At 53.4% G+C, this 22043-nt stretch carries 21 protein-coding genes and 1 other annotated feature; of the genes, 6 read left to right on the plus strand and 15 right to left on the minus strand.

All coding sequences use genetic code 11. From position 1 onward, the window contains the following. The 4 genes from thrA to yjjY form a co-directional block, all read right to left on the minus strand. Entirely contained in the window at positions 1-2463 is a 2463-nt protein-coding gene (thrA, locus tag DA718_RS24375; protein ID WP_112215062.1) for a bifunctional aspartate kinase/homoserine dehydrogenase I, read from the minus strand. A 25-nt stretch (positions 2464-2488) separates the two neighbouring features. After that, positions 2489-2606 (minus strand) — a sequence feature (Thr leader region). After that, positions 2545-2613, minus strand: coding sequence for a thr operon leader peptide (thrL, locus tag DA718_RS24380; RefSeq protein ID WP_004222578.1), 69 nt, complete (start codon positions 2611-2613; stop codon positions 2545-2547). It overlaps the preceding feature by 62 nt. 212 nt (positions 2614-2825) lie before the next feature. Continuing rightward, complete coding sequence (locus tag DA718_RS24385; RefSeq protein WP_112215063.1) at positions 2826-3512, minus strand: tRNA/rRNA methyltransferase; 687 nt, start codon at positions 3510-3512, stop codon at positions 2826-2828. Positions 3513-3911: 399 nt separating this feature from the next. After that, the gene (gene yjjY / locus DA718_RS24390) at positions 3912-4052 is read right to left on the minus strand and encodes a YjjY family protein (RefSeq protein ID WP_110272677.1); all 141 of its coding nucleotides are present in this window, start codon (positions 4050-4052) and stop codon (positions 3912-3914) included. A 95-nt stretch (positions 4053-4147) separates the two neighbouring features. Here yjjY and arcA point away from each other — a divergent pair, with 95 nt between their 5' ends. Next, on the plus strand, positions 4148-4864 hold the full coding sequence (gene arcA, locus DA718_RS24395; protein WP_004132265.1) for a two-component system response regulator ArcA: 717 nt from the start codon (positions 4148-4150) through the stop codon (positions 4862-4864). Positions 4865-4919: 55 nt separating this feature from the next. Here the strand turns inward: arcA and creD are convergent, their stop codons facing one another. The 4 genes from creD to creA are packed head-to-tail and all read right to left on the minus strand — an operon-like array spanning position 4920 to position 8956. Continuing rightward, positions 4920-6299: a cell envelope integrity protein CreD gene (creD, locus tag DA718_RS24400; RefSeq protein ID WP_167492827.1), complete on the minus strand. Its 1380-nt coding sequence runs from the start codon at positions 6297-6299 to the stop codon at positions 4920-4922. 57 nt (positions 6300-6356) lie between these two features. Further along, a complete protein-coding gene (creC, locus tag DA718_RS24405; RefSeq protein ID WP_112215064.1) occupies positions 6357-7781 on the minus strand; it encodes a two-component system sensor histidine kinase CreC in 1425 nt (474 codons plus the stop codon). Further along, positions 7781-8470, minus strand: coding sequence for a two-component system response regulator CreB (gene creB / locus DA718_RS24410; protein ID WP_112215065.1), 690 nt, complete (start codon positions 8468-8470; stop codon positions 7781-7783). The genes creC and creB overlap by 1 nt, the downstream gene beginning before the upstream one ends. Positions 8471-8482: 12 nt before the next feature. After that, the gene (gene creA, locus DA718_RS24415; protein ID WP_112215066.1) at positions 8483-8956 is read right to left on the minus strand and encodes a protein CreA; all 474 of its coding nucleotides are present in this window, start codon (positions 8954-8956) and stop codon (positions 8483-8485) included. Positions 8957-9165: 209 nt separating this feature from the next. On the opposite strand from creA, the gene robA reads away from it, so the two are divergent. Further along, positions 9166-10035 carry an MDR efflux pump AcrAB transcriptional activator RobA gene (gene robA, locus DA718_RS24420; RefSeq protein WP_110272681.1) on the plus strand — a complete coding sequence of 290 codons (870 nt, stop codon included), beginning with the start codon at positions 9166-9168 and terminating at the stop codon, positions 10033-10035. On the opposite strand, the gene gpmB is transcribed toward robA, so the two are convergent. Next, positions 10032-10679, minus strand: a complete 648-nt coding sequence (gene gpmB / locus DA718_RS24425; RefSeq protein WP_112215067.1) for a 2,3-diphosphoglycerate-dependent phosphoglycerate mutase GpmB — start codon at positions 10677-10679, stop codon at positions 10032-10034. The two genes, robA and gpmB, sit on opposite strands and share 4 nt — an antisense overlap. A gap of 114 nt (positions 10680-10793) precedes the next feature. Between gpmB and yjjX the strand changes: the two genes are divergently transcribed. Then, entirely contained in the window at positions 10794-11309 is a 516-nt protein-coding gene (gene yjjX, locus DA718_RS24430) for an inosine/xanthosine triphosphatase (protein WP_112215068.1), read from the plus strand. Here the strand turns inward: yjjX and trpR are convergent. Then, on the minus strand, positions 11296-11628 hold the full coding sequence (gene trpR / locus DA718_RS24435; RefSeq protein WP_110272684.1) for a trp operon repressor: 333 nt from the start codon (positions 11626-11628) through the stop codon (positions 11296-11298). The two genes, yjjX and trpR, sit on opposite strands and share 14 nt — an antisense overlap. 117 nt (positions 11629-11745) lie before the next feature. Then, positions 11746-13683 carry a murein transglycosylase gene (sltY, locus tag DA718_RS24440; RefSeq protein WP_112215069.1) on the minus strand — a complete coding sequence of 646 codons (1938 nt, stop codon included), beginning with the start codon at positions 13681-13683 and terminating at the stop codon, positions 11746-11748. A 346-nt stretch (positions 13684-14029) separates the two neighbouring features. Between sltY and ettA the strand changes: the two genes are divergently transcribed. Then, complete coding sequence (gene ettA / locus DA718_RS24445) at positions 14030-15697, plus strand: energy-dependent translational throttle protein EttA (protein WP_112215071.1); 1668 nt, start codon at positions 14030-14032, stop codon at positions 15695-15697. 80 nt (positions 15698-15777) lie between these two features. Here ettA and nadR read toward each other — a convergent pair whose 3' ends face one another. Genes nadR through serB form a run of 3 tightly spaced genes read right to left on the minus strand, consistent with a single transcriptional unit; the run spans position 15778 to position 19403 of the window. Continuing rightward, the gene (nadR, locus tag DA718_RS24450; RefSeq protein WP_112215072.1) at positions 15778-17010 is read right to left on the minus strand and encodes a multifunctional transcriptional regulator/nicotinamide-nucleotide adenylyltransferase/ribosylnicotinamide kinase NadR; all 1233 of its coding nucleotides are present in this window, start codon (positions 17008-17010) and stop codon (positions 15778-15780) included. A gap of 29 nt (positions 17011-17039) precedes the next feature. Beyond that, positions 17040-18422: a DNA repair protein RadA gene (radA, locus tag DA718_RS24455; RefSeq protein WP_110272687.1), complete on the minus strand. Its 1383-nt coding sequence runs from the start codon at positions 18420-18422 to the stop codon at positions 17040-17042. A 9-nt stretch (positions 18423-18431) separates the two neighbouring features. Beyond that, on the minus strand, positions 18432-19403 hold the full coding sequence (gene serB / locus DA718_RS24460; RefSeq protein ID WP_112215073.1) for a phosphoserine phosphatase: 972 nt from the start codon (positions 19401-19403) through the stop codon (positions 18432-18434). Positions 19404-19507: 104 nt separating this feature from the next. Here serB and DA718_RS24470 point away from each other — a divergent pair, with 104 nt between their 5' ends. Together DA718_RS24470 and lplA are read left to right on the plus strand one after the other, a co-directional pair. After that, a complete protein-coding gene (locus tag DA718_RS24470) occupies positions 19508-20149 on the plus strand; it encodes a YtjB family periplasmic protein (protein WP_110272689.1) in 642 nt (213 codons plus the stop codon). Positions 20150-20159: 10 nt separating this feature from the next. Continuing rightward, complete coding sequence (lplA, locus tag DA718_RS24475; RefSeq protein WP_112215174.1) at positions 20160-21176, plus strand: lipoate--protein ligase; 1017 nt, start codon at positions 20160-20162, stop codon at positions 21174-21176. Between the two features lie 89 nt (positions 21177-21265). Here lplA and deoD read toward each other — a convergent pair whose 3' ends face one another. Beyond that, positions 21266-21988, minus strand: a complete 723-nt coding sequence (gene deoD / locus DA718_RS24480; protein WP_110272690.1) for a purine-nucleoside phosphorylase — start codon at positions 21986-21988, stop codon at positions 21266-21268. Positions 21989-22043: the final 55 nt, after the last annotated feature.

Below are 22043 nucleotides of genomic sequence, written 5' to 3' on the forward strand. Positions count from 1 at the left end.
TTAAACTCCTAACTTCCATGACAGGGTACGCAGCAGGTCAGCGAATACGCCCGCCGCCGTTACATCGTTACCCGCGCCATAGCCGCGCAGCACCAGTGGCAGCGGCTGATAATAGTGGCTGTAAAAGGCCAGCGCGTTCTCGCCGTTTTTCACTTTGAACAGCGGATCGTTGCCGTCAACCGCGGCAATTTTCACGCGGCAGGTGCCATCCTCTTCGATGTTACCAACATAACGCAAGACTTTACCTTCATCGCGCGCTTTAACGACCCGTGAGGCAAACTCATCATCGAGAGAAGGTAGGCGTGCCATAAAGCTTTCAACATCGCCGCTGGCGTCAAAACCTGCCGACAGCGCTGGCTCAACGATAATGTCAGACAGCTCCAGCTCACGCCCGGTTTCACGCGCCAGGATCAGCAGCTTGCGCGCAACATCAACGCCAGAGAGATCATCACGCGGATCCGGTTCGGTGTAGCCCATCTCACGCGCCAGTTTCGTTGCATCAGAGAAACTCATGCCTTCATCCAGCTTACCGAAGATAAACGACAACGAGCCGGACAGAATACCGGAGAAGTGCAGCAGCTCATCGCCCGCATTCAGCAGATTTTGCAGGTTTTCAATGACCGGTAGGCCCGCGCCGACGTTGGTATCGTATAAGAACTTACGCCGAGAGCTGCTCGCGGCATGACGCAGTTGGTGATAGTAATCCAGTGATGAGGTATTCGCCTTTTTGTTCGGCGTGACCACGTGAAAGCCTTCGCGCAAGAAATCCGCGTACTGATCGGCGACGGACTGGCTGGAGGTACAGTCGACAATAACCGGGTTCAACAGGTGATACTCTTTCACCAAACGAATAAGTCGACCCAAATTAAATCCATCTTTGGCCTCCGCCAGCTCATCGCGCCAGTGTTCAAGATTGAGACCGTGTACATTGGTCAGCAAAGCGCGAGAATTGGCGACGCCGCAAACGCGCAGATCAATATGTTTACTCTTCAGCCAACTTTGCTGGCGCTTGATCTGTTCGATCAACGCGCCGCCAACACCACCGACGCCGATAACAAACACTTCAATAACCTGGTCGGTATTGAACAGCATCTGGTGAGTCACGCGCACGCCGGTTGTTGCATCATCATTGCTGACAACAACAGAGATAGAACGCTCGGAAGAGCCCTGAGCAATCGCGACAATATTGATGTTGGCGCGCGCCAGCGCGGCAAAGAACTTGGCGGAGATACCGCGCAGAGTACGCATCCCATCGCCGACAACAGAGATGATCGCCAGACGGTCCATAATAGAAAGCGGTTCCAGTTGGCCCTCTTTCAGTTCCAGATAGAACTCTTCTTCCATCACCCGCTTCGCCCGCGCGCAGTCGCTCTGCGGTACGCAGAAACTGATGCTGTATTCCGAAGAGGATTGGGTGATCAAAACGACAGAAATTCCGGCGCGAGACATGGTAGCAAAAACACGCGCCGCCATTCCTACCATGCCTTTCATGCCCGGACCGGAGACGTTGAACATCGCCATATTATTAAGATTGGAGATCCCCTTCACCGGCAGACCATCTTCATCAAGACTCGCACCGATAAGCGTGCCTGGTGCCTGCGGGTTACCCGTATTTTTGATTAAACAGGGGATCTGGAACTGGGCGATTGGCGCAATGGTGCGCGGGTGCAGAACTTTGGCACCAAAATAAGAAAGCTCCATCGCTTCCTGATAAGACATCGACTTCAGCAGGCGCGCATCTGGCACCTGACGAGGGTCGCAGGTATAAACACCATCGACGTCAGTCCAGATTTCACAACAGTCGGCACGCAGGCAGGCAGCCAGTACCGCGGCGGAGTAGTCAGAACCGTTACGCCCCAGAACCACCAGTTCACCCTTTTCATTGCCCGCGGTGAAACCGGCCATCAGCACCATATGGTCTGATGGGATCTGACTGGCGACAATGCGGCGAGTCGATTCAGCGATATCAACTGTGGACTCAAGGTAGTGACCTACTGCTAGCAATTTTTCGACTGGGTTAATGACCGTGACGTGATGACCACGCGCTTCCAGCAGACCGGCCATAATCGCGATAGAAAGCTTTTCACCCCGGCAGATTAGCGAAGCATTGACGCTATCCGGGCACTGCCCAAGCAGGCTGATACCGTGCAGCACATGCTTGATTTGCGCAAACTCTTGCTCAACAAAAATTTTCAGCTGAGCAAGCGGGAAACCAGGCTGGGCCTCAGCGAGCCCCTGCAGAAGTTCGGCAAAAATGCGTTCGGCATCGGCGATATTGGTAAGTGCATCCTGACCACCGATCGTTTTCTCAATCATCGCAACCAAGTGGTTAGTAATCTTCGCAGGGGCAGAAAGTACGGTGGCTACCTGCCCCTGCCTGGCATTGCTCTCCAGAATATCGGCAACTCGCAGAAAACGTTCTGCATTTGCCACTGATGTACCGCCGAACTTCAACACACGCATGGTTGTAACCCCTTAATCTTTTATCGAAAAAAAAGCCCGCACTGTTCAGGTGCGGGCTTTTTTCTGTGTTTCCTGTACGCGTCAGCCCGCACCGTTACCTGTGGTAATAGTGGTGGTGATAATCGTGGTAATCATGCCGATGCGATTCATGGATGTTGTGTACTCTGTAATTTTTATCTGTCTGTGTCCTGTGCCTATATTGGTTAAAGTATCTGTCGACTTAAGTCAACGAATTTCTACTTTTAGCCATTTTTTGCGCACCCGGTCAATGCGCCATAATCACCTGACAATCCCCCCGGGTTTACGCATAAGGACACATGAAATCAGAACATACAACCATATAAAAATAATATGACAGAACTTTAATCTGATAGGTTTTTTTCAATATCATGCAATAAACGATGCAGCATCGCAGTATCGCGCTGTTGTAAAAGACCGATTCGCTGCTGTAGCCAATCGGTAAGTTTTATATCATCCCCAACACCCAGTCGGGTGAGCAAGTCGAGCGTTCTTAGACGTAATGCCTGCAGCTGATTATCATCCACGCCGGTAGATGTCGCCGGGGTTTGCTGCAACAAAGAGGTCAGTTGATAGCAATACACCATCACCGACTGTCCTAAGTTCAGCGAAGGATAGTCCGCCACCATCGGTACACCAGTCAACACATCGGCAAGGGCCAGCTCTTCGTTAGTTAGCCCGGAATCTTCACGACCAAACACCAGCGCGGCATGATTCATCCACTGCGCCTTCTCCTCCAGCAGCGGCAACAGCTGCTGCGGCGTCGCGTAGTAATGGAAACGCGCCCGGCTACGGGCGGTGGTGGCAACAGTAAAATCAACATCATGTAGCGCCTTCTCCAGGGTGGGATAAGTGCTGATATTATCGAGAATATCCCCGGAGCCGTGTGCAACCCAGCGCGCCGCAGGCTGCAAATGAGCATCGCTATCGACGATACGCATGTCGCTAAACCCCATTGTTTTCATTGCTCGTGCTGCAGCACCTACGTTCTCAGCCCGAGCGGGGGACACTAATACAATTGATAAACGCATTCGGTTTCTCTTTTACCTTTTTACGCAGCGGAAATATCACTCCACGCGTTCATTTTACGCGTTGAGAATTTACAAATTTGCAACAAAAATCACTAAATTTGAGTTTGATCACCCATAAAAAAAACTAAACTATTCCCAAGGCCCCACGACACGGAGTATGTTAACAGAACGTCTTTATCCATATGTTTGGCAATGAAATTTATGTCAGAGTACGTTTCAGGGCGTTGGATTCATCATATTTATTATTTTCTTAGCGCAACTAATTGAGCCGTGTATGAATTGTGACTATGAATCGCATATCGATGCAATGATTTCACAAGACTGTTAACGTGCTACAATTGAACTTGATATATGTCAACGAAGCGTAGTTTTATTGGGTGTCAGGACTCTCTTAGCCTGTTATGTTGCTGTTAAAATGGTTAGGATGACAGCCGTTTTTGACACCGTCGGGTCCAGAGGGAAAGTACCCACGACCGAGCTAATGTTGTTGTTGACGTTGATGGAAAGTGCATCAAGAACGCAATTACGTACTTTAGTCATGTTACGCCGGGCATGTTAATTTGCGACATGTACCAGGCAGGTCAGGGACTTTGGTACTTCCTGTTTCGATTTAGTTGGCAATTTAGGTAGCAAACATGCAGACCCCGCACATTCTTATCGTTGAAGACGAGTTGGTAACACGCAACACGTTAAAAAGTATTTTCGAAGCAGAAGGTTACGATGTATTCGAAGCGACCGATGGCGCGGAAATGCATCAGATCCTGTCTGAAAATGATATCAACCTGGTAATCATGGATATCAACCTACCAGGTAAAAATGGCCTCCTGCTAGCGCGCGAACTGCGTGAACAGGCGGACGTCGCGCTGATGTTCCTTACCGGTCGCGATAACGAAGTGGATAAAATTCTGGGCCTCGAAATCGGTGCCGATGACTATATCACTAAACCGTTCAACCCACGTGAACTGACGATTCGCGCGCGCAACCTGCTCTCTCGTACCATGAACCTGGGTACCCCGAGCGAAGAGCGCCGTAGCGTAGAAAGCTATAAGTTCAACGGCTGGGAGCTGGATATCAATAGCCGTTCGCTGGTAAGCCCAAATGGTGAGCAGTACAAGCTGCCGCGCAGTGAATTCCGCGCCATGCTGCACTTCTGCGAAAATCCGGGAAAAATCCAGTCACGTGCAGAACTGCTGAAGAAAATGACCGGCCGTGAGCTTAAGCCGCACGACCGTACCGTGGACGTGACCATCCGTCGTATTCGTAAGCATTTTGAGTCCACTCCGGACACCCCGGAAATCATCGCCACTATCCATGGCGAGGGGTACCGCTTCTGTGGAGACCTGCAGGAATAACCCGGTTTTTCTTGCTGTCATAACGTAAAAACGGCGCTATTCGCGCCGTTTTTTTTTATTTCCAGATTCTGAGTTTGTCGTCGCTACCACTATCACCACCGTCATTGCCATCGCCGCCGGGCTGCTCTTCCTTCGGCTTCGGAAGAGATAAAGCATACCAGTCGACATGGCGTGTCAGGAACATTAGCGCACTCAACGCCAATAGCAGCACTCCAGTCCCCAACAACAAGGCACTATCTTCCGAACGCAAGAGCATCCACATCACACCATCCAGCAGTAATAACGCGCAGACGAAAAGCAAACTATTACGCCACCCTTTCATGACGGCATGCAGATACACCCCGTTGATTAATGCCCCTATCAGGCTGGCGACAATCCAGGATAGCGTAAAGCCGATATGCTCAGAAAGTGCCAGCAATACTAGGTAGAACATCACTAACGACAGCCCCACCAACAGATACTGCATCGGGTGCAAACGACACTGAGTTAAACTTTCGAATACGAAAAATGCCATGAAAGTTAGTGAAATCAAAAGAATGGCATATTTCGTCGCCCGATCGGTCAGTTGGTACTGATCGGCAGGGGTCGTGACGTTAACATTAAAAGCAGGTAGCTGACGCCACTCAATCTCACGATCGTCTACGAAAAAACGGGCCATGTTGTTTGCAAACCAGCTACTTTGCCAGTGCGCACTATAGCCAGAGGGAGTGACCTCACGGTTAACCGGGAGAAAATCGCCGAGAAAACCAGGGTGCGCCCAGTTGCTGGCCAGTTGTAGTTCACTGTTGCGTCCGATCGGCACCACCGAGAAGCTCCCGGTTCCGTTCAGGTTAAGTGTGAATTCAACATCCAGCGTTTTTTGTTCAGATGACAACAACGGCATCGGCATATGAACTCCCTCTCCGCTACCGCTAAGACCGAGTCCGGGTTCTACGGGCAACGCCTCACCATTAATCTGCGGCGCGACAATAGCGCCAATCCCGCGCGCATCGCTAACGCCGACCACCATAAAAGGTTGGCCCAATGCAATATTGTCTTTTTTGAGTTCAGCCAGACGGGAAATATCGAAATGCGCTTTAATTCCGAGATCGTTGTGCCAGATTTGACCTTCATAAATGCCGATTTTCCGCGATTCAACATTCTGCTTTCCGGTTATCGCCAGCGTTTCTGGCAACCAGTAATGCAGCCAACTACGTTGATACTCAACCTCTTTTTTATCTTCAATGCGGGTCAGCGTCTCGGTAACGGGAATAGCAATCAGCGGCCCGGTCAGCTTTTGCGGCCCGCTAGTACTGCTCTGCAGAGCATCGACAACATCGCTGCGATAATCCGCGCGTTCAACGATCAGTTGCCTGACGATCATCAGCGGGATCGACAACAGTAAAATGCATCCCAGCAGGGTGCTCATTTTCCAGAATAGTGGTGATTTCAACATAGCCCTCTCCTTAGTGATAGGCACACCTTAGATGGGCTATGTGGGGGGAGTTTGAAGCTATGTGAAGTGAGCGTGAAGTCTTAGCAAAGCGCACACGCCGCCTTCAGGGCGATTAAGCAGTTGGATATCCCCCTGATGCAGGCGCGCGACTTCACGAACAAATGCCAGACCCAGGCCACTGCTTTTATGGCCATTTTCACGCGGTAAAGAATAGAAGCGCTCAAAGATGCGTCCCAGGGCATAATCTGGAATACCGCTACCCGTATCGCTCACCGTTAATAGCACGCCACCATCGCTTTCCTCTGCGCCAAGCAGGATCTCTCCTTCAACAGGCGTGAAATCAATAGCATTATCCAGCAAATTACCTAGCGCCTGCGCCAGGAGTTCGCTATCCCCCACAACTGACAGATTGGTCTCCTGCCAGTGGAGAGTGAGCTTTTTCGCCGCTAGCGCTATTTCGCGCTCCTCAGCCAGGCGGCCAAAAAGAGCAGCGACAGAGACAGGACGCCGCGCAATCTCTAGCCTGTTTTCAAGACGGGCCTGCTGGAGCAAATTCTCTACCAGCGACTGCATCCGCGCATTTTGCGCGAGGATATTGCCAGTAAAGCGCGCAGCTATCTCAGGTGGAGGACCTTCATGGAGAATTTCCGCCGCGCCGCGAATTGCCGCCAGCGGACTCTTCAGCTCATGAGTCAGCGCATAAACATAGTTCTCAATCGCGTTTTTACCCTCCAGCTTGAGACGCATACTCTCCAGTGCTTGCGCCAGCTTACGCAGTTCGCTGCTGCCCACATCCGGCAACGGAACCGGCCGGTCGGCAGTCACCGAATCTGCATAACGAACCAGCTTACCGATGGAGAAATTAATCCACCACACCATCCCGGCGCCAATCAGTAGTGCAATTCCCAGCAGTGCCCCACTCGCCCACAGAATACGCCGCTCGCTACGTTTGATAACCGGTACCATGGCCAGGTTGGGTTTGCCGACGCTCAGCACGCCAATAATTCGCCCATGATCAGTGACCGGTGCGGCAATATACATAATCGAACTATTATCATCGTTCGGGTCACTGCGCGTGCTTCGCGCACCGTACTGGCCGCGCAATGTGAGCCAGACATCGTTCCAGCGAGAGTAGTCTTGTCCCAACGCTTTACCCGTGGAATCAAACACCACCTTCCCCTGCGCATCAGTCATGTAGACGTGATATTCATTGCGAACTTTGTTAATACCGGCAATGTTGGCGTTGATCGGCTGACGATGAAGCGTTTGAAAGGCCAGGGCCAGGCGTCCATGCTGCGGATCAGCGGAAAGCAAGTCTTCACGAGCCAATTCAGCAAGCAAGGTCGCGGTATCGATCAACGTGCCTTCCGTTGCCCGCCGCACGCCCGGCTTAATCTCCTGGACGAAAATGGAGAGAACAAACCACGCCGCAATCGCCACAATCAGAAAATAGCCGAGTAGCAATCGCATTCCGATGCGCATCAGAAGCCTCCGAGGCTGTATCCCATGCCGCGATGCGTATTGATCGGGGAAACGTTGGGGTTTATTTCACGCAGCTTAGCGCGCAGGGTTTTGATATGGGTATCAACGGTGCGATCGAAGCTCTCGTTCGCATCGCCCCATACCTGCTCCATAAGCTGCTGGCGGGAAAATATGCGACCAGGGGCGTGCAGTAGCGTTTTTAACAGCAGAAACTCATAGCGGGTCAGATTCAACGATTGACCGCACCACGTCACCAGAGCGGAGGCATCATTAAGCGTAAACTCCCCCACGCGCAGTAGCGGTGAAGGAGCCGCGAATTTCTGCAACCTCCGCAAAACAGTGCGCACTCTGGCGCAGACTTCACGAGGGGAAAAAGGCTTGGCAATATAATCATCAGCACCGATTTCCAGGCCAAGTAACTTATCCACCTCTTCACTGCGGGCCGTCAGAAACAGCACCGGTAGCGCCGGATGGCGGGCCAGCAGTCGACGGCATAGTTCAAAGCCGCTGATATCAGGCAGCCCAACATCCAGAATCGCCAGGTCGGGTATCTGATGGTGAGCCGCATCAAGTGCAGGCAGTCCACGTTCAAACGCCGTAACGATAAAACCTTCCTGTTGGAGCATGTAGACCAGCGTATCCGCAATGCTCAACTCATCTTCCACCAACCAGATCCGCGGTTGTTGCATCGTCGTTCCCTGTTATTTATTCCATGGCATAATCGGCACGGCACTAATGGCATTCTTCGGCGAGCCGTCAACGATTTTATCCGAATAGGTCAGATAGACCAGCGCGTTACGTTTGGCATCGTAAAAACGCACGACCTGCAGCTTTTTAAATACCAGCGAGGTACGTTTCTGGAAAACCACATCGCCCTGGGTTTTGCCTTTTTTGATTTTATCCGTCAGCTCAATGGGCCCTACCTGCTGACAGGATATCGCGGCATCAGAGGTATCTTCCGCCAGCCCTAACCCGCCTTTAATTCCCCCGGTTTTCGCCCGGCTGATATAGCACGTCACGTTCTGGACATCCGGGTCGTCAAAAGCCTCAACGACTATCTTATGGTCCGGTCCGAGAAACTTAAACACAGTATCCACCGAGCCGATTTGCTCCGCCTGCGCCATCTGACAGCTGGCCAGTAAAAACATACTCGCAACTAACTTCTTGTATTTCATATTGTTACCATTCTTAAAAATTTAGCTGAGTGATTATCACACATTAAGAAGAAAAGTTTTATAGATCACAGCTTTACAAAATCACCACCATAACATCTGGAATAATCGCATTTAAAAGCAAAAAAAACACTGAATGCTAAAACATCAAAAAATGCTATTATCCGCTACCTTTAGTATCAGGCACCTGAGTTTAAGGATGGGGATATTTTATGGATCAAGCAGGGATTATTCGCGATCTCCTTAGCTGGCTGGAAGGTCACCTGGATCAGCCACTCTCACTGGACAATGTGGCAGCGAAGGCTGGCTATTCCAAGTGGCATTTACAAAGAATGTTCAAGGACGTAACCGGCCACGCCATCGGTGCCTATATTCGCGCCCGTCGCTTATCCAAGTCGGCGGTAGCCCTACGCCTGACTGCGCGTCCGATTCTGGATATTGCGTTGCAGTATCGCTTTGATTCGCAGCAGACCTTTACGCGCGCGTTCAAAAAGCAATTTTCACTAACGCCAGCTCTTTATCGTCGTTCTCCAGACTGGAGCTCTTACGGTATGCGTCCCCCACTGCGTCTGGGCGAGTTCGCGATGCCGAAACACGAGTTTGTCACCCTTAACACGACTCAACTGGTTGGCGTCACCCAGAGCTACACCTGCAAGCTGGAGGAAATCTCCGATTTCCGTAACCAGATGCGCGTCCAATTCTGGCGAGAATTCCTTGCCAATACACCGACGATTCCTCCGACCTTGTACGGGCTGCATGAGCCGCGTCCAAGCCAGGATAAAGACGATGAGCAAGAGGTGTTCTACACCACCGCGCTGACACCAGAACTGGCTAACGGTCACCTGCACAATTCCCATCCAGTTATTCTGGAAGGCGGCGAGTACGTGATGTTTACCTACGAAGGTTTAGGTACGGGTTTACAGGAATTTATCCTGACGGTTTACGGTACCTGTATGCCAATGCTCAACCTCACCCGCCGTAAGGGTCTGGATATTGAGCGTTTCTTCCCGGAAGATGAAAGTCGGAATCAGGAACCACCTATTCAGCTGCGCTGCGAGTACCTGATCCCGATTCGTCGTTAACGCTGTAGTTCATCCATCGCGGGGGCATCAAGATGCGAAACATCCCCCGCGGTTTCTACAACCCAGCCTGATGCCAGCCAGGGGCTTTGCTGATAATCAACGCGGGAAATGGAGCAGTTGCGCAGACGCAAGCGACGTTCAGCATACGCCGGCAAGCCAAGAATCGTACTCACCAGGCAGCCCAGCGCCATCCCATGACTCACCAGCAGCGGCCGACTTCCCGCAGGCAGTTCCAGACAAGACGCCAGCGCCGCGTGCATACGATCGCTCAGCTCTTGCATTGACTCCCCTTGCGGAATACGACCGTCAGGCGTGCCGTTAACCAGTTGCCGGCGCCAACCCTCTTCTTCCTCGCTCAACGAGTCGATATGGCGTTTCTCAAGCACGCCCATATCCAGCTCACGCAAGCGGGGATCAGGAATGATGTTGCAACCGCAGGCTTCAGCAATAATTTCCGCCGTGCGCCGCGTACGGCCTAAATCGCTGGCGATAATATGCGTTATCCCCAACGTTCTGGCACGCTCGCCGACTTGCCAGGCCTGACGCTCACCGTGGGCGGTAAGTGGACTATCCGACTGGCCCTGAATACGTCGCTCGGCGTTCCACTGCGTTTCGCCGTGGCGAACAAGGTATACCTCTAACATGCTTTATTATCCGTTCTGAGCTCTTAACCATTGAGTTACAAGCATAGCCGCAAGCAGCAACAATGATTTGGAGTATACTGCGATGATGTTAAGTAATTCTGAGTTGTTTTGATTATGCACCATGTTGTCTCAGCTACCACTAATCCCGCCAAAATTCAGGCAATTCTGCAGGCTTTTAACGAGATCTTCGGTGAAGGATCCTGCCATATTGAGTCCGTATCCGTCGAGAGCGGCGTGCCAGAACAGCCGTTCGGTAGCGACGAAACGCGTGCTGGCGCACGAAACCGCGTGACAAATGCGCGCCGCGCGCAGCCGAATGCCGACTTCTGGGTCGCCATTGAAGCCGGGATCGACGAAGGAAGCACTTTTAGCTGGGTGGTGATTGATGATGGGAATCTGCGCGGCGAAGCGCGCTCAGCGACCCTGCCGCTCCCACAAGTTATTCTGGAAAAAGTTCGCGCTGGCGAAGCCCTGGGGCCGGTGATGTCGCAGTATACCGGCATCGATGAGATTGGTCGCAAAGAGGGAGCCATTGGCGTCTTTACCGCCGGGAAGCTTACGCGCAGCAGCGTTTACCATCAAGCGGTCGTGCTGGCGCTCAGCCCGTTCCATAACGCTATTTATCGTTAACTTTCAGCAGCGATTGTTCCAGCCACTGGCGAAGCTCCGCCGGGGCTGACTTCAGGCTATTTGAGCCACGTGTGATAGTCGCAATCCCGGCGCCAAGCTCGTTTTTCAGCTCGCGCTGGCTCATCTCGCCGCGCAGCAGCTCTTCAATAATGCGCACTCGCGTCCCCAGCGCCTCGCGCTCGTCGGGAGTCAGCATGAGTTGTAAAAGCGGCAGATGCAAATCGTCGGCGTATGCCTGCTGCAAAAGCGCCACGAAGCGGAGCCACTCCTGATGACGCTGTTCGGCTACGGCTGCTGAATAAGGGGATTGTTGGGTCATGTTACGCCACCTGTCGTGTGTACTCACAAACGAGTACAAAGCATAACATACTTCTGTCCGTACTCTATGGATTTCGGGCAACATAGCAAAATGCTATGTTGCCCGAAGGTGATGGTATTAGTAGCGCAGCTTCCACTCCGCATCGCTCATCAGCGTATCTTTTTGTCCCATGAAGTAGCGATAGTAGGCATCATAAGACAGGACGTTTTTCACGTAGCCGCGCGTTTCCGAGAACGGAATACTCTCGATAAACGCCACTGCATCGATACGCCCACCGCTGTTGCCGCGCCAGGTACGAACGCGCCCTGGACCCGCATTATAGGCCGCAGAGGCGAAGATACGATTGTTGCCAAACTGCTGATAAACATATTGCAGGTAGCTGGTACCGATGTTGATATTCATTTCCGGATCCAGCAGCTGCGATGTTCCGCTGTAACCCGGAATATTAAACATCTTCACCGTATGCGTAGCTGTACCCGGCATAATCTGCATCAGGCCGCGGGCACCCACCGGTGAACCGGCTTTCGGGTTCCAGGCGCTCTCCTGACGCGCAATCGCCATCGCGTAGCTTTGCGGAATATCTTTACCGCTGATATAGCGGGTAAAGAGGTCGTTATAAGCCAGCGGAAAACGCTCTTCCAACTGATCCCATAATTTCCCGGCGATCGTGGCCTGGACGCTTAGATCCCACCAGTTCTGATTAAACGCATACCGCGCCAGCTGCGCCTGCTGATCTTTGGTCTTGCTGGTCACCAGATTCGCCCACTCGCTACGCGCAGTGTTATCCATATTCCAGTACATCAGCTCGCGAACCCGCGCCATTTCCGGCCCGGAGGTTAACGCCGGATCGAGATTAGCCGGCGCTTTATCGATGCGGAAAGTGTACTCTTCGCCAAGACGCTGGGCAGCGACCATCGGGTAGAAGCCGCGTTGTTGCATCAGAGAACGCAGAATGTCTTTAGCTTCATCATCACGCCCGCGCTCCAGCAGCAGATCGGCCTGCCAGTAGCGCCATTCATCCTTCTCTTTCGCCTCCATCGGCAAACGCGCCAACCAGGTGTTCAAACCACGTCGATCTGCAGCGCCAAGCGCCATCCGCACCCGGCGTTCCACCAGTGAGGTGGATTGCGAACGCATAATGGCATCATCGCGCCAGATAGCCTGCTCTTCAGTCACGTCACTGCCCATCAGACGCCAGGCGACAATATCCCGCAGCTCCTGGGTCTGGTCTTCATTCAGCTGCTGTGCCTGCGCTAACGATGGGATCATCAGGCGCGCGTTTTCCGCATCCTGACGCGCAACACTGGCAAAAGCGATCGCCGCCATCTGGCGCGTAAAGTCCGTCGCCCCGGTAGTGCGGGCGAAAGTCATGACGCTATTCGGATCGTTAGCCAGCGCGACAACCGCCGTCGAAATTGTTTGATAATCAGACGGCATCTGCTGGGCCAGAACCCGAACCAGACTGGTATTTCCCGCCTTCATCGCCAGACGGATCCGCTCAAGGTAAGCCAGCGGATCCTGCTGGCCGGAGGCGCGCCAGGCACCAAACAGCTGGTCGCAGGCATTTGGCTGGCTTTTGCCACTCAGCCACAGCTCTTTCGCCCCATCCCAGGCTTCCTGCGTTTGGCCCACACTCCATTTTGCATAGTAGTAATTACACTGTGCTTCGGTGCTGGCTGGTTTATCCGGGCTGAAGGACAACAGGCCACGCCAGTCGCTACGACGCGCCAGCTCGTTGACGAAACGTGATTTCAGCGATCGCGCCGGGGGCAGTGTCGGGTTGGAGGCGATAAAATTGGTCACCACCAGAGCGGGTTGGTTCATCAAATCATCGGATATCTGCCGGTACTGGAGATAAGGATAGAGCGGGTAAGTCGTCAGCGTCGGCATCAACTGGTTAACGACATCCATTTGTCGGTTGTCCCACGCCTGTTTAATTTGAGCATAGCGGCTGCGTTGTTCATCCAGTGAATCCGCATGCGCCAGTTGGCTTAACGTCAGCAGACTCACGCCGGCAGCCAGAAGACGCCACGTCACAGTTTTAGCTTTTTCCACAAGCTCTTCCTCTATTCATGTGCACCACAGCAGCATCATGCCGCCTGCAAAAATTTCAGGTATTACGTAGATATGCTAATCAGACAACGCTAAATGCGCCATGTCCTGAACATTTTTTTACTCTTTTGTGAATCCCATCGCCTCGCTGGGATTAAAGCGCGAAAAAGGCTACACTTCGCCTTTGATAACTATTCACTACCCTACTCAAAATCATTCTGGCTGCATCAAGGCGGCAAGAGAGAAAATCCCTGCGAGCATAGATGGCTATGTGACCAGGGTTTTCGAATGCAGCCAACGCAGAGGCAGCCTGAAGGATGAAGAGTATATAAAAGAGGCGAAGTCCAACGTGGCTCAATTCGTTTATACCATGCATCGTGTCGGCAAAGTGGTTCCGCCGAAACGTCATATTCTGAAAAATATCTCCCTGAGCTTCTTCCCTGGCGCAAAAATCGGCGTTCTCGGCCTGAACGGCGCTGGTAAGTCTACCCTGCTACGCATCATGGCCGGCATCGATACCGATATCGAAGGCGAAGCTCGTCCGCAGCCTGGTCTGAAAATCGGCTACCTGCCGCAGGAACCAAAGCTGAATCCAGAGCAGACCGTTCGTGAATCGGTCGAAGAAGCCGTGGCCGAAGTGGTCAACGCGCTGAAGGGTCTGGACGAGGTGTACGCGAAGTACGCTGAACCTGATGCCGATTTCGACAAACTCGCCGCTCAGCAGGGCAAGTTTGAAGAGATCATTCAGGCGCACGATGGCCATAACCTGAACGTGCAGCTTGAGCGCGCCGCGGATGCCCTGCGTCTGCCAGATTGGGATGCCAAAATCACCAATCTGTCCGGTGGTGAACGTCGCCGCGTGGCACTGTGCCGTCTGCTGCTCGAAAAACCAGACATGCTGCTGCTCGACGAACCGACTAACCACCTGGATGCCGAATCCGTGGCGTGGCTGGAACGCTTCCTGCACGACTTCGAAGGTACCGTCGTGGCGATTACCCACGACCGTTACTTCCTCGATAACGTTGCCGGTTGGATCCTTGAGCTTGACCGCGGCGAAGGTATTCCGTGGGAAGGTAACTACTCTTCCTGGCTGGAGCAGAAAGATCAGCGTCTGGCGCAAGAAGCTTCTCAGGAAGCAGCCCGTCGTAAATCTATCGAGAAAGAGCTGGAGTGGGTTCGTCAGGGCGCGAAAGGCCGTCAGTCTAAGGGTAAAGCCCGTCTGGCACGCTTTGAAGAGCTGAACAGTGCTGAATACCAGAAACGTAACGAAACTAACGAACTGTTTATTCCACCAGGCGCTCGTCTGGGCGATAAAGTGGTTGAAGTCAGTAACCTGCGTAAATCTTACGGCGATCGCGTACTGATTGACGACCTGAGTTTCTCAGTACCGAAAGGGGCTATCGTCGGCATCATCGGTCCGAACGGTGCGGGTAAATCCACCCTGTTCCGCATGATGTCCGGTCAGGAAGCGCCTGATAGCGGCACAATTACCCTGGGCGACACCGTGAAGCTGGCCTCCGTTGATCAGTTCCGTGACGCGATGGATAACAGCAAAACCGTGTGGGAAGAAGTTTCCGGCGGGCAAGATATTATGCGTATCGGCAACACCGAAATGCCAAGCCGTGCTTACGTGGGCCGCTTTAACTTTAAGGGTGTCGATCAGGGCAAACGCGTGGGCGAACTGTCCGGCGGTGAGCGCGGTCGTCTGCATCTGGCGAAGCTGCTGCAGGTTGGCGGTAACGTACTGCTGCTCGATGAACCAACCAACGACCTGGACATCGAAACCCTGCGTGCGCTGGAAAACGCCCTGTTGGAATTCCCGGGCTGCGCGATGGTTATCTCGCACGACCGTTGGTTCCTTGACCGCGTAGCAACCCACATTCTGGATTATCAGGATGAAGGTAAAGTCGAGTTCTTTGAAGGTAACTTCACCGAATACGAAGAGTACAAGAAACGCACCCTCGGCGCAGACGCGCTGGAGCCGAAGCGTATCAAGTACAAGCGTATCTCGAAATAAAAGTAAAAGGGCAACGCAAGTTGCCCTTTTTAATGTCTGCTCCCTCTCCCAGTGGGAGAAGGCATAAGGTTACAGAGGATCTACCCCTGCTCACCCATCATCTCTTTGACCAGCTCGACACAGCGCAGGAAGCGGGCATCGTAATCCGCCTCTTTTACATGCACGAAGTCGATCTCATTCTCTCTGAGCAGCGACACCAGCAGCGTCTGGAACTCCTTGCGATCCACTGAACTACCAAGGCTACGCAGACCATCAGCCACCCAAGGCGTATTGTTCTCCAGCAGGATAACCAGGTCAAAGCGATACTCATCGATCAGCGCCTGAACGAAAGGATGTTCTCGCCCTTCATACTTCAGACAAAACGCCTGGGTGCTGACGAAATCGGTATCGATAAACGCCACCTTATTGGCGTATTTCACTGCAAAATCAATATACTGCGCATGACCGAGAGCAATCTTGTCATAGTCGGAATATTGCAGCGCCATCTCATCACCACCGAGATGCGAAAAAACATAATCACGGCCATATTCCCAGGCGCTGGTGGTGTTAAAGATATTGGATAGCTTATTCACTAGCGTCGATTTACCACTCGACTCGCCGCCGAGAATCGCCACCGTACGCACAAAGAACGGCTTCACTTCAGTCGGAATATATTCCCAGTAGCGGAACGGGTTTTCACGAATCTGCCCACCGCTGATGTTCATAAAGGTGCGTTTCGGATCGACAAGTACGGTTTCGATACCCAGATGCTCCAGATACTGCGGCGCATCGGCCTCTTCCGAGGTGTAGATCCAGTTTGGCTCGATACTCTTCTCGCTCATAAAGGCGCGGATCCCACGACTCCAGACATCCCAGCCGTGCGGATAAGGCTCCATGCCCTCTTCATTGAAAGCATGGATACGAATATTTTTTTGATATTTAAAGGTTTGTAGCAACCAGCGCAGACGATCGGGGACGGTTGGCTGCTGCGACATCGCACTCTTTTCAAACAGCTCACGATCGCGAGGATCGTCGTAACCCATAATGATATGCAGCTCATCGACCTGGCTACAGGCGCGCTGAATCAAATAGATATGCCCGGTATGCAGCGGATAAAATTTACCAAAAACCACGCCCACGCTTTTTTGCCGACGTGGAAACTCCAGCCCCAGAAACCGGTGCAGCGCTTCCAGCTTCTGCGCGCTCGGGCTTTTAATTTTGGCGTTCAGCAGTTGGCTCAAATAGCCTTTTGTCATCCCGCTGGCGTCCGCCACCTGCTGTAGCGTACAACCCTTCTGCTTAATGGCGCTTTTTAAATAGTCAAATGACGACATAGCGAGTCTCCTTTTAACTTATTATATGTCTATAAGTCGTCAAAGACGCTAAGTGCGTCCGCAAGCTTCTTCACGCCAAAGATTTGCATCCCTTCCGGCGCTTTTTTCGGCACGTTGGCCGCAGGTACAATTGCCCGACGAAAACCATGTTTAGCCGCTTCTGAAATGCGCTCCTGGCCACTCGGCACTGGACGGATCTCACCTGCCAACCCCACTTCGCCGAAGACCACCAGATCCTGCGGTAGCGGTCGGTCGCGCAGGCTGGAAACCATCGCCAGCAGCAGCGCCAGGTCTGCGCTGGTCTCGGTGACCTTCACCCCGCCAACAACGTTGACGAATACGTCCTGGTCGGCCATCTGCAGGCCGCCGTGACGATGTAGCACCGCCAGCAGTATCGCCAGACGGTTTTGCTCCAGCCCCACCGCCACGCGGCGCGGATTAGACATCATCGAGTGATCGACCAGCGCCTGGATTTCCACCAACAGCGGGCGAGTACCTTCCCAGACCACCATCACCGAACTACCGGAGGTCACTTCATCCCCGCGACTCAGGAAGATGGCCGATGGGTTACTAATCTCACGCAGGCCCTGCTCGGTCATGGCGAATACGCCCAGCTCATTGACTGCGCCGAAGCGGTTTTTATGGCTACGCAGAGTTCGGAAACGGGAGTCAGCATCACCATCAAGCAAAACAGAGCAATCGATACAGTGCTCCAGCACTTTTGGCCCGGCCAGAGAACCATCTTTGGTGACGTGGCCGACCATAATAATCGCCACACCGCGAGTTTTAGCAAAGCGCGTTAAATAGGCTGCCGTTTCACGTACCTGGGCCACGCTGCCCGGCGACGACTGCACGTCGGCCATATGCATCACCTGGATGGAGTCGATAACCATCAGCTGCGGCTTTTCTTCGTCAGCAATCTGGCAGATTTGCTCAATGCTGGTTTCAGATAACATATTAAGATTAGCAGTCGGCAGCGCTAAACGATGAGCGCGCATCGCCACCTGCTGGAGCGACTCTTCCCCGGTGACGTACAACGTTTTCATGCCTTCTGACAGCTTGCACAGGGTTTGCAGCAGCAGCGTCGATTTGCCCGCGCCAGGGCTGCCGCCAATCAGAATCGCGCTGCCCGGCACCACACCGCCGCCGAGCACGCGGTCGAACTCTTTAAAGCCGGTCGAAAAACGCGGCAGCGCTTCCAGGCTGATCTCAGAGAGTTTCTGCACCTTTGAGACGCCAGCATTACCGGCGTATCCTGACAGACGCTCATTTCTTGCCACCTGCGGCGAAGCGGCGATGCGCATTTCGGTGATGGTATTCCAGGCATGACAGGCGCTGCACTGCCCCTGCCAGCGCGGATAATCCGCACCGCATTCATTACAGACAAATGCGCGTTTTGGAGCTTTCGCCACGTTAACCTCTTACTTTTGGTTCATGCTGCCGGAGAGAATACAAAATACCCCCATCAGGTCAGCATGGCGGATTGTCACTTCCGCCAGTTCATTCACTTTTGGTTTCGCATGATAGGCAATACCAAGTCCTGCCGCTTTAATCATCGGCAGATCGTTGGCGCCATCGCCAATCGCCACGGTCTGCGCATGCGGGATCTCATACTTTTCCGCCAGTTTGCGCAGCGTATTGGCTTTATATTTAGCATCAACGATATCGCCAAGAACGTTGCCGGTCAGCTTCCCGTCCATGATCTCTAGCTCGTTGGCAAACACCGCGTCGAGATGCAGTTTGTCGCGCAGATACTCGGCAAAGAAGGTAAAGCCGCCGGAGGCAATCGCCACTTTCCAGCCAAGCGTTTCCAGCTTCAGAACCAGCTGCGTCAACCCCGGCATCAGCGGCAGCGTTTCACGCACTTGCAGCAGAATATTGGCATCGGCATCTTTCAGCGTAGCCACCCGCTGGCGCAGGCTGGCGGTAAAATCGAGTTCGCCGCGCATCGCCCGCTCGGTCACTTCCGAAACCAGTTCACCGGTACCGGCCAGTTTAGCGATTTCATCAATGCATTCGATCTGAATCGCCGTTGAGTCCATATCCATGACCAGCAAGCCCGGCGTACGCAAATGCGGAATTTTACCTAGCGGCGCAACGTCCAGCCCGGCGTCATGCGCCAGACGAGTTGCCCGTAACGTCAGCGAACCGGCCATACGAATGACCTGATAGTCTTCAACGACCCATGAAGCAACGATGACTAACGCTGCACCCAGCTCACGCTGCCATTCCGTCAGACGACGCTTGTTAAGACCGCGGCCATACAGCAGCCATCCGCTGCGCCCGGCATGATAATCCAACGGCATGACCTCATCACCGCTTAGGGAAAGCGGCAATCCAGGCCACAGGGAAACATCTTCAGGCAGGTCGCACCAGGTCAAACTGTTTGGCATCACGGCTCCACATAACTTCATTCAGGCGAGGAAAATAACGCATGAGGCTACCTTGTAACCAGCGCTTCTGGCAACATTAAGCTGCAAATTTTCAAAGGTGGAATATGGTACGCGCAAAACTTAAATTCCGGCTGCACCGCGCTGTTATTGTTCTGATCTGTCTCGCGCTCCTCGTCGCCCTGATGCAGGGTGCGTCGTGGTTCAGCCAGAATAGTCAAAAGCAGCGCAACCCGCAGTTAGAAGAACTGGCTCGCACGCTCGCTCAACAGGTAACGTTAAACCTGGCGCCGCTGATGCGTAACGAAACGCCCGATGAAAAGCGGATTAGCCAACTGCTGGAGCAGCTTACTCACAAAAGTCGCATACTGGACGCCGGCGTTTATGACGAACAGGGCGACCTGGTCGCGCGTTCCGGCGAAAGTATCGAGGTACGCGATCGGCTGGCGCTGGACGGTAAGAAAGCGGGCGGTTACTTCAATCAGCAAATCGTCGAACCCATTCAGGGTAAAAACGGCCCCCTCGGCTATCTGCGCTTGACGCTGGATACCCATACGTTAGCCACCGAAGCCCAGCAAGTGGATAATACCACCAATATCTTACGCCTGATGCTGCTGCTGTCGCTGGCCATCGGCGTGGTGCTGACGCGTACTCTGCTGCAAGGTAAACGTACCCGCTGGCAGCAATCCCCTTTCCTGCTCACCGCCAATAAGCCGGTGCAGGATGAAGATAAAGATGAATCAGAATAAGGAAATCGTTATGTCCACGCTGCGCCTGCTGCTTTCCGACTCTTACGACCCGTGGTTCAACCTGGCGGTTGAAGAGTCGATTTTTCGCCAGATGCCCGCCACGCAACGGGTACTGTTTCTGTGGCGTAATGCCGATACGGTGGTTATCGGCCGCGCACAAAACCCATGGAAAGAGTGCAATACCCGACGCATGGAAGAGGACAACGTGCGCCTGGCGCGCCGCAGCAGCGGCGGCGGCACGGTCTTCCACGATCTGGGCAATACCTGCTTTACCTTTATGGCCGGTAAACCGGAGTATGATAAGACGGTCTCCACCAATATTGTCCTGACGGCACTGAATTCGCTGGGGGTCACGGCGGAGGCCTCAGGGCGCAACGATCTGGTGGTGAAAACCGCCGAGGGCGACCGCAAGGTCTCCGGCTCCGCCTATCGCGAAACAATGGATCGCGGCTTTCACCACGGTACCCTGCTGCTGAACGCGGATTTAAGTCGTCTGGCTAACTATCTGAATCCCGATAAGAAAAAGCTACAGGCAAAAGGGATCACCTCCGTACGCGGGCGCGTGGCGAACCTGGTCGAACTGCTGCCGGGCATTACGCATCAGCGGGTCTGCGAGGCGATTCAGGAGGCATTCTTTGCCCACTATGGCGAACGCGTTGAGGCTGAAATTATCTCTCCTGACAAAATGCCGGATCTGCCGAATTTTGCCGATACCTTTGCCCGTCAGAGCAGTTGGGAGTGGAACTTTGGCCAGGCGCCCGCCTTCTCTCACCTGTTGGACGAGCGATTTACCTGGGGTGGCGTAGAGCTGCATTTCGACGTCGAGAAAGGCCATATCACACGAACTCAGGTCTTTACCGACAGCCTGAACCCGGCCCCGTTGGAAGCGCTGGCTGCAAGATTACAGGGCTGCCTGTATCGCGCAGATAGGCTGCAGCAGGAGTGCGATGCATTATTAGTGGATTTCCCGGAGCAGGAGAAGGAGCTACGGGAGCTGTCGGCGTGGATTGCCGGGGCGGTGCGCTGATAAAAAAAGCCGGATGGCGGCTACGCCTTATCCGGCCTACAGGTTTTGCGCAGGCCCGGTAATTTCAGCGCTACCGGGCAACACAATACTTACTCTTTATCGCCCAGCAGAACGGATTCCAGCGCGATTTTGATCATATCGTTGAAGGTCGTCTGACGCTCAGCAGCAGTGGTCTGCTCGTGGGTACGGATATGGTCAGATACGGTGCAGATGGTCAGCGCTTTCGCCCCGAACTCCGCAGCGACGCCGTAGATACCGGCCGCTTCCATTTCTACGCCCAGAATGCCGTATTTCTCCATCACGTCGAACATCTCGCCGCCGTCCGGTGCATAGAACAGATCAGCAGAGAAGATGTTACCGACGCGCGCGTCGACGCCTAGCGCTTTTGCCGCATCAACCGCATTACGCACCATACCAAAGTCTGCGATTGCCGCGAAGTCATGGTCTTTAAAACGCATACGGTTAACTTTAGAGTCGGTGCAAGCACCCATACCGATAACCACGTCACGCAGCTTAACGTCCATACGCACGGCCCCGCAGGAACCTACGCGAATGATTTTCTTCACACCAAAGTCGGTGATCAGCTCTTTCGCATAAATAGAGCAGGATGGGATCCCCATGCCGTGGCCCATAACGGAAATTTTGCGGCCTTTATAGGTGCCGGTGAAGCCCAGCATGCCGCGCACGTTGTTCACTTCACGTACATCTTCGAGGAAAGTTTCTGCAATGTGCTTCGCGCGCAGCGGGTCGCCCGGCATCAATACGACGTCAGCGAAATCACCCATCTCGGCGTTAATATGTGGAGTTGCCATCTTCAGTTCCTTTTTAATTTTTTTGCCGGGCGGCGGGGAGCCTTGCCCGGCCTAC

It is taken from the genome of Klebsiella huaxiensis, from assembly GCF_003261575.2.
GTDB lineage: Bacteria > Pseudomonadota > Gammaproteobacteria > Enterobacterales > Enterobacteriaceae > Klebsiella > Klebsiella huaxiensis.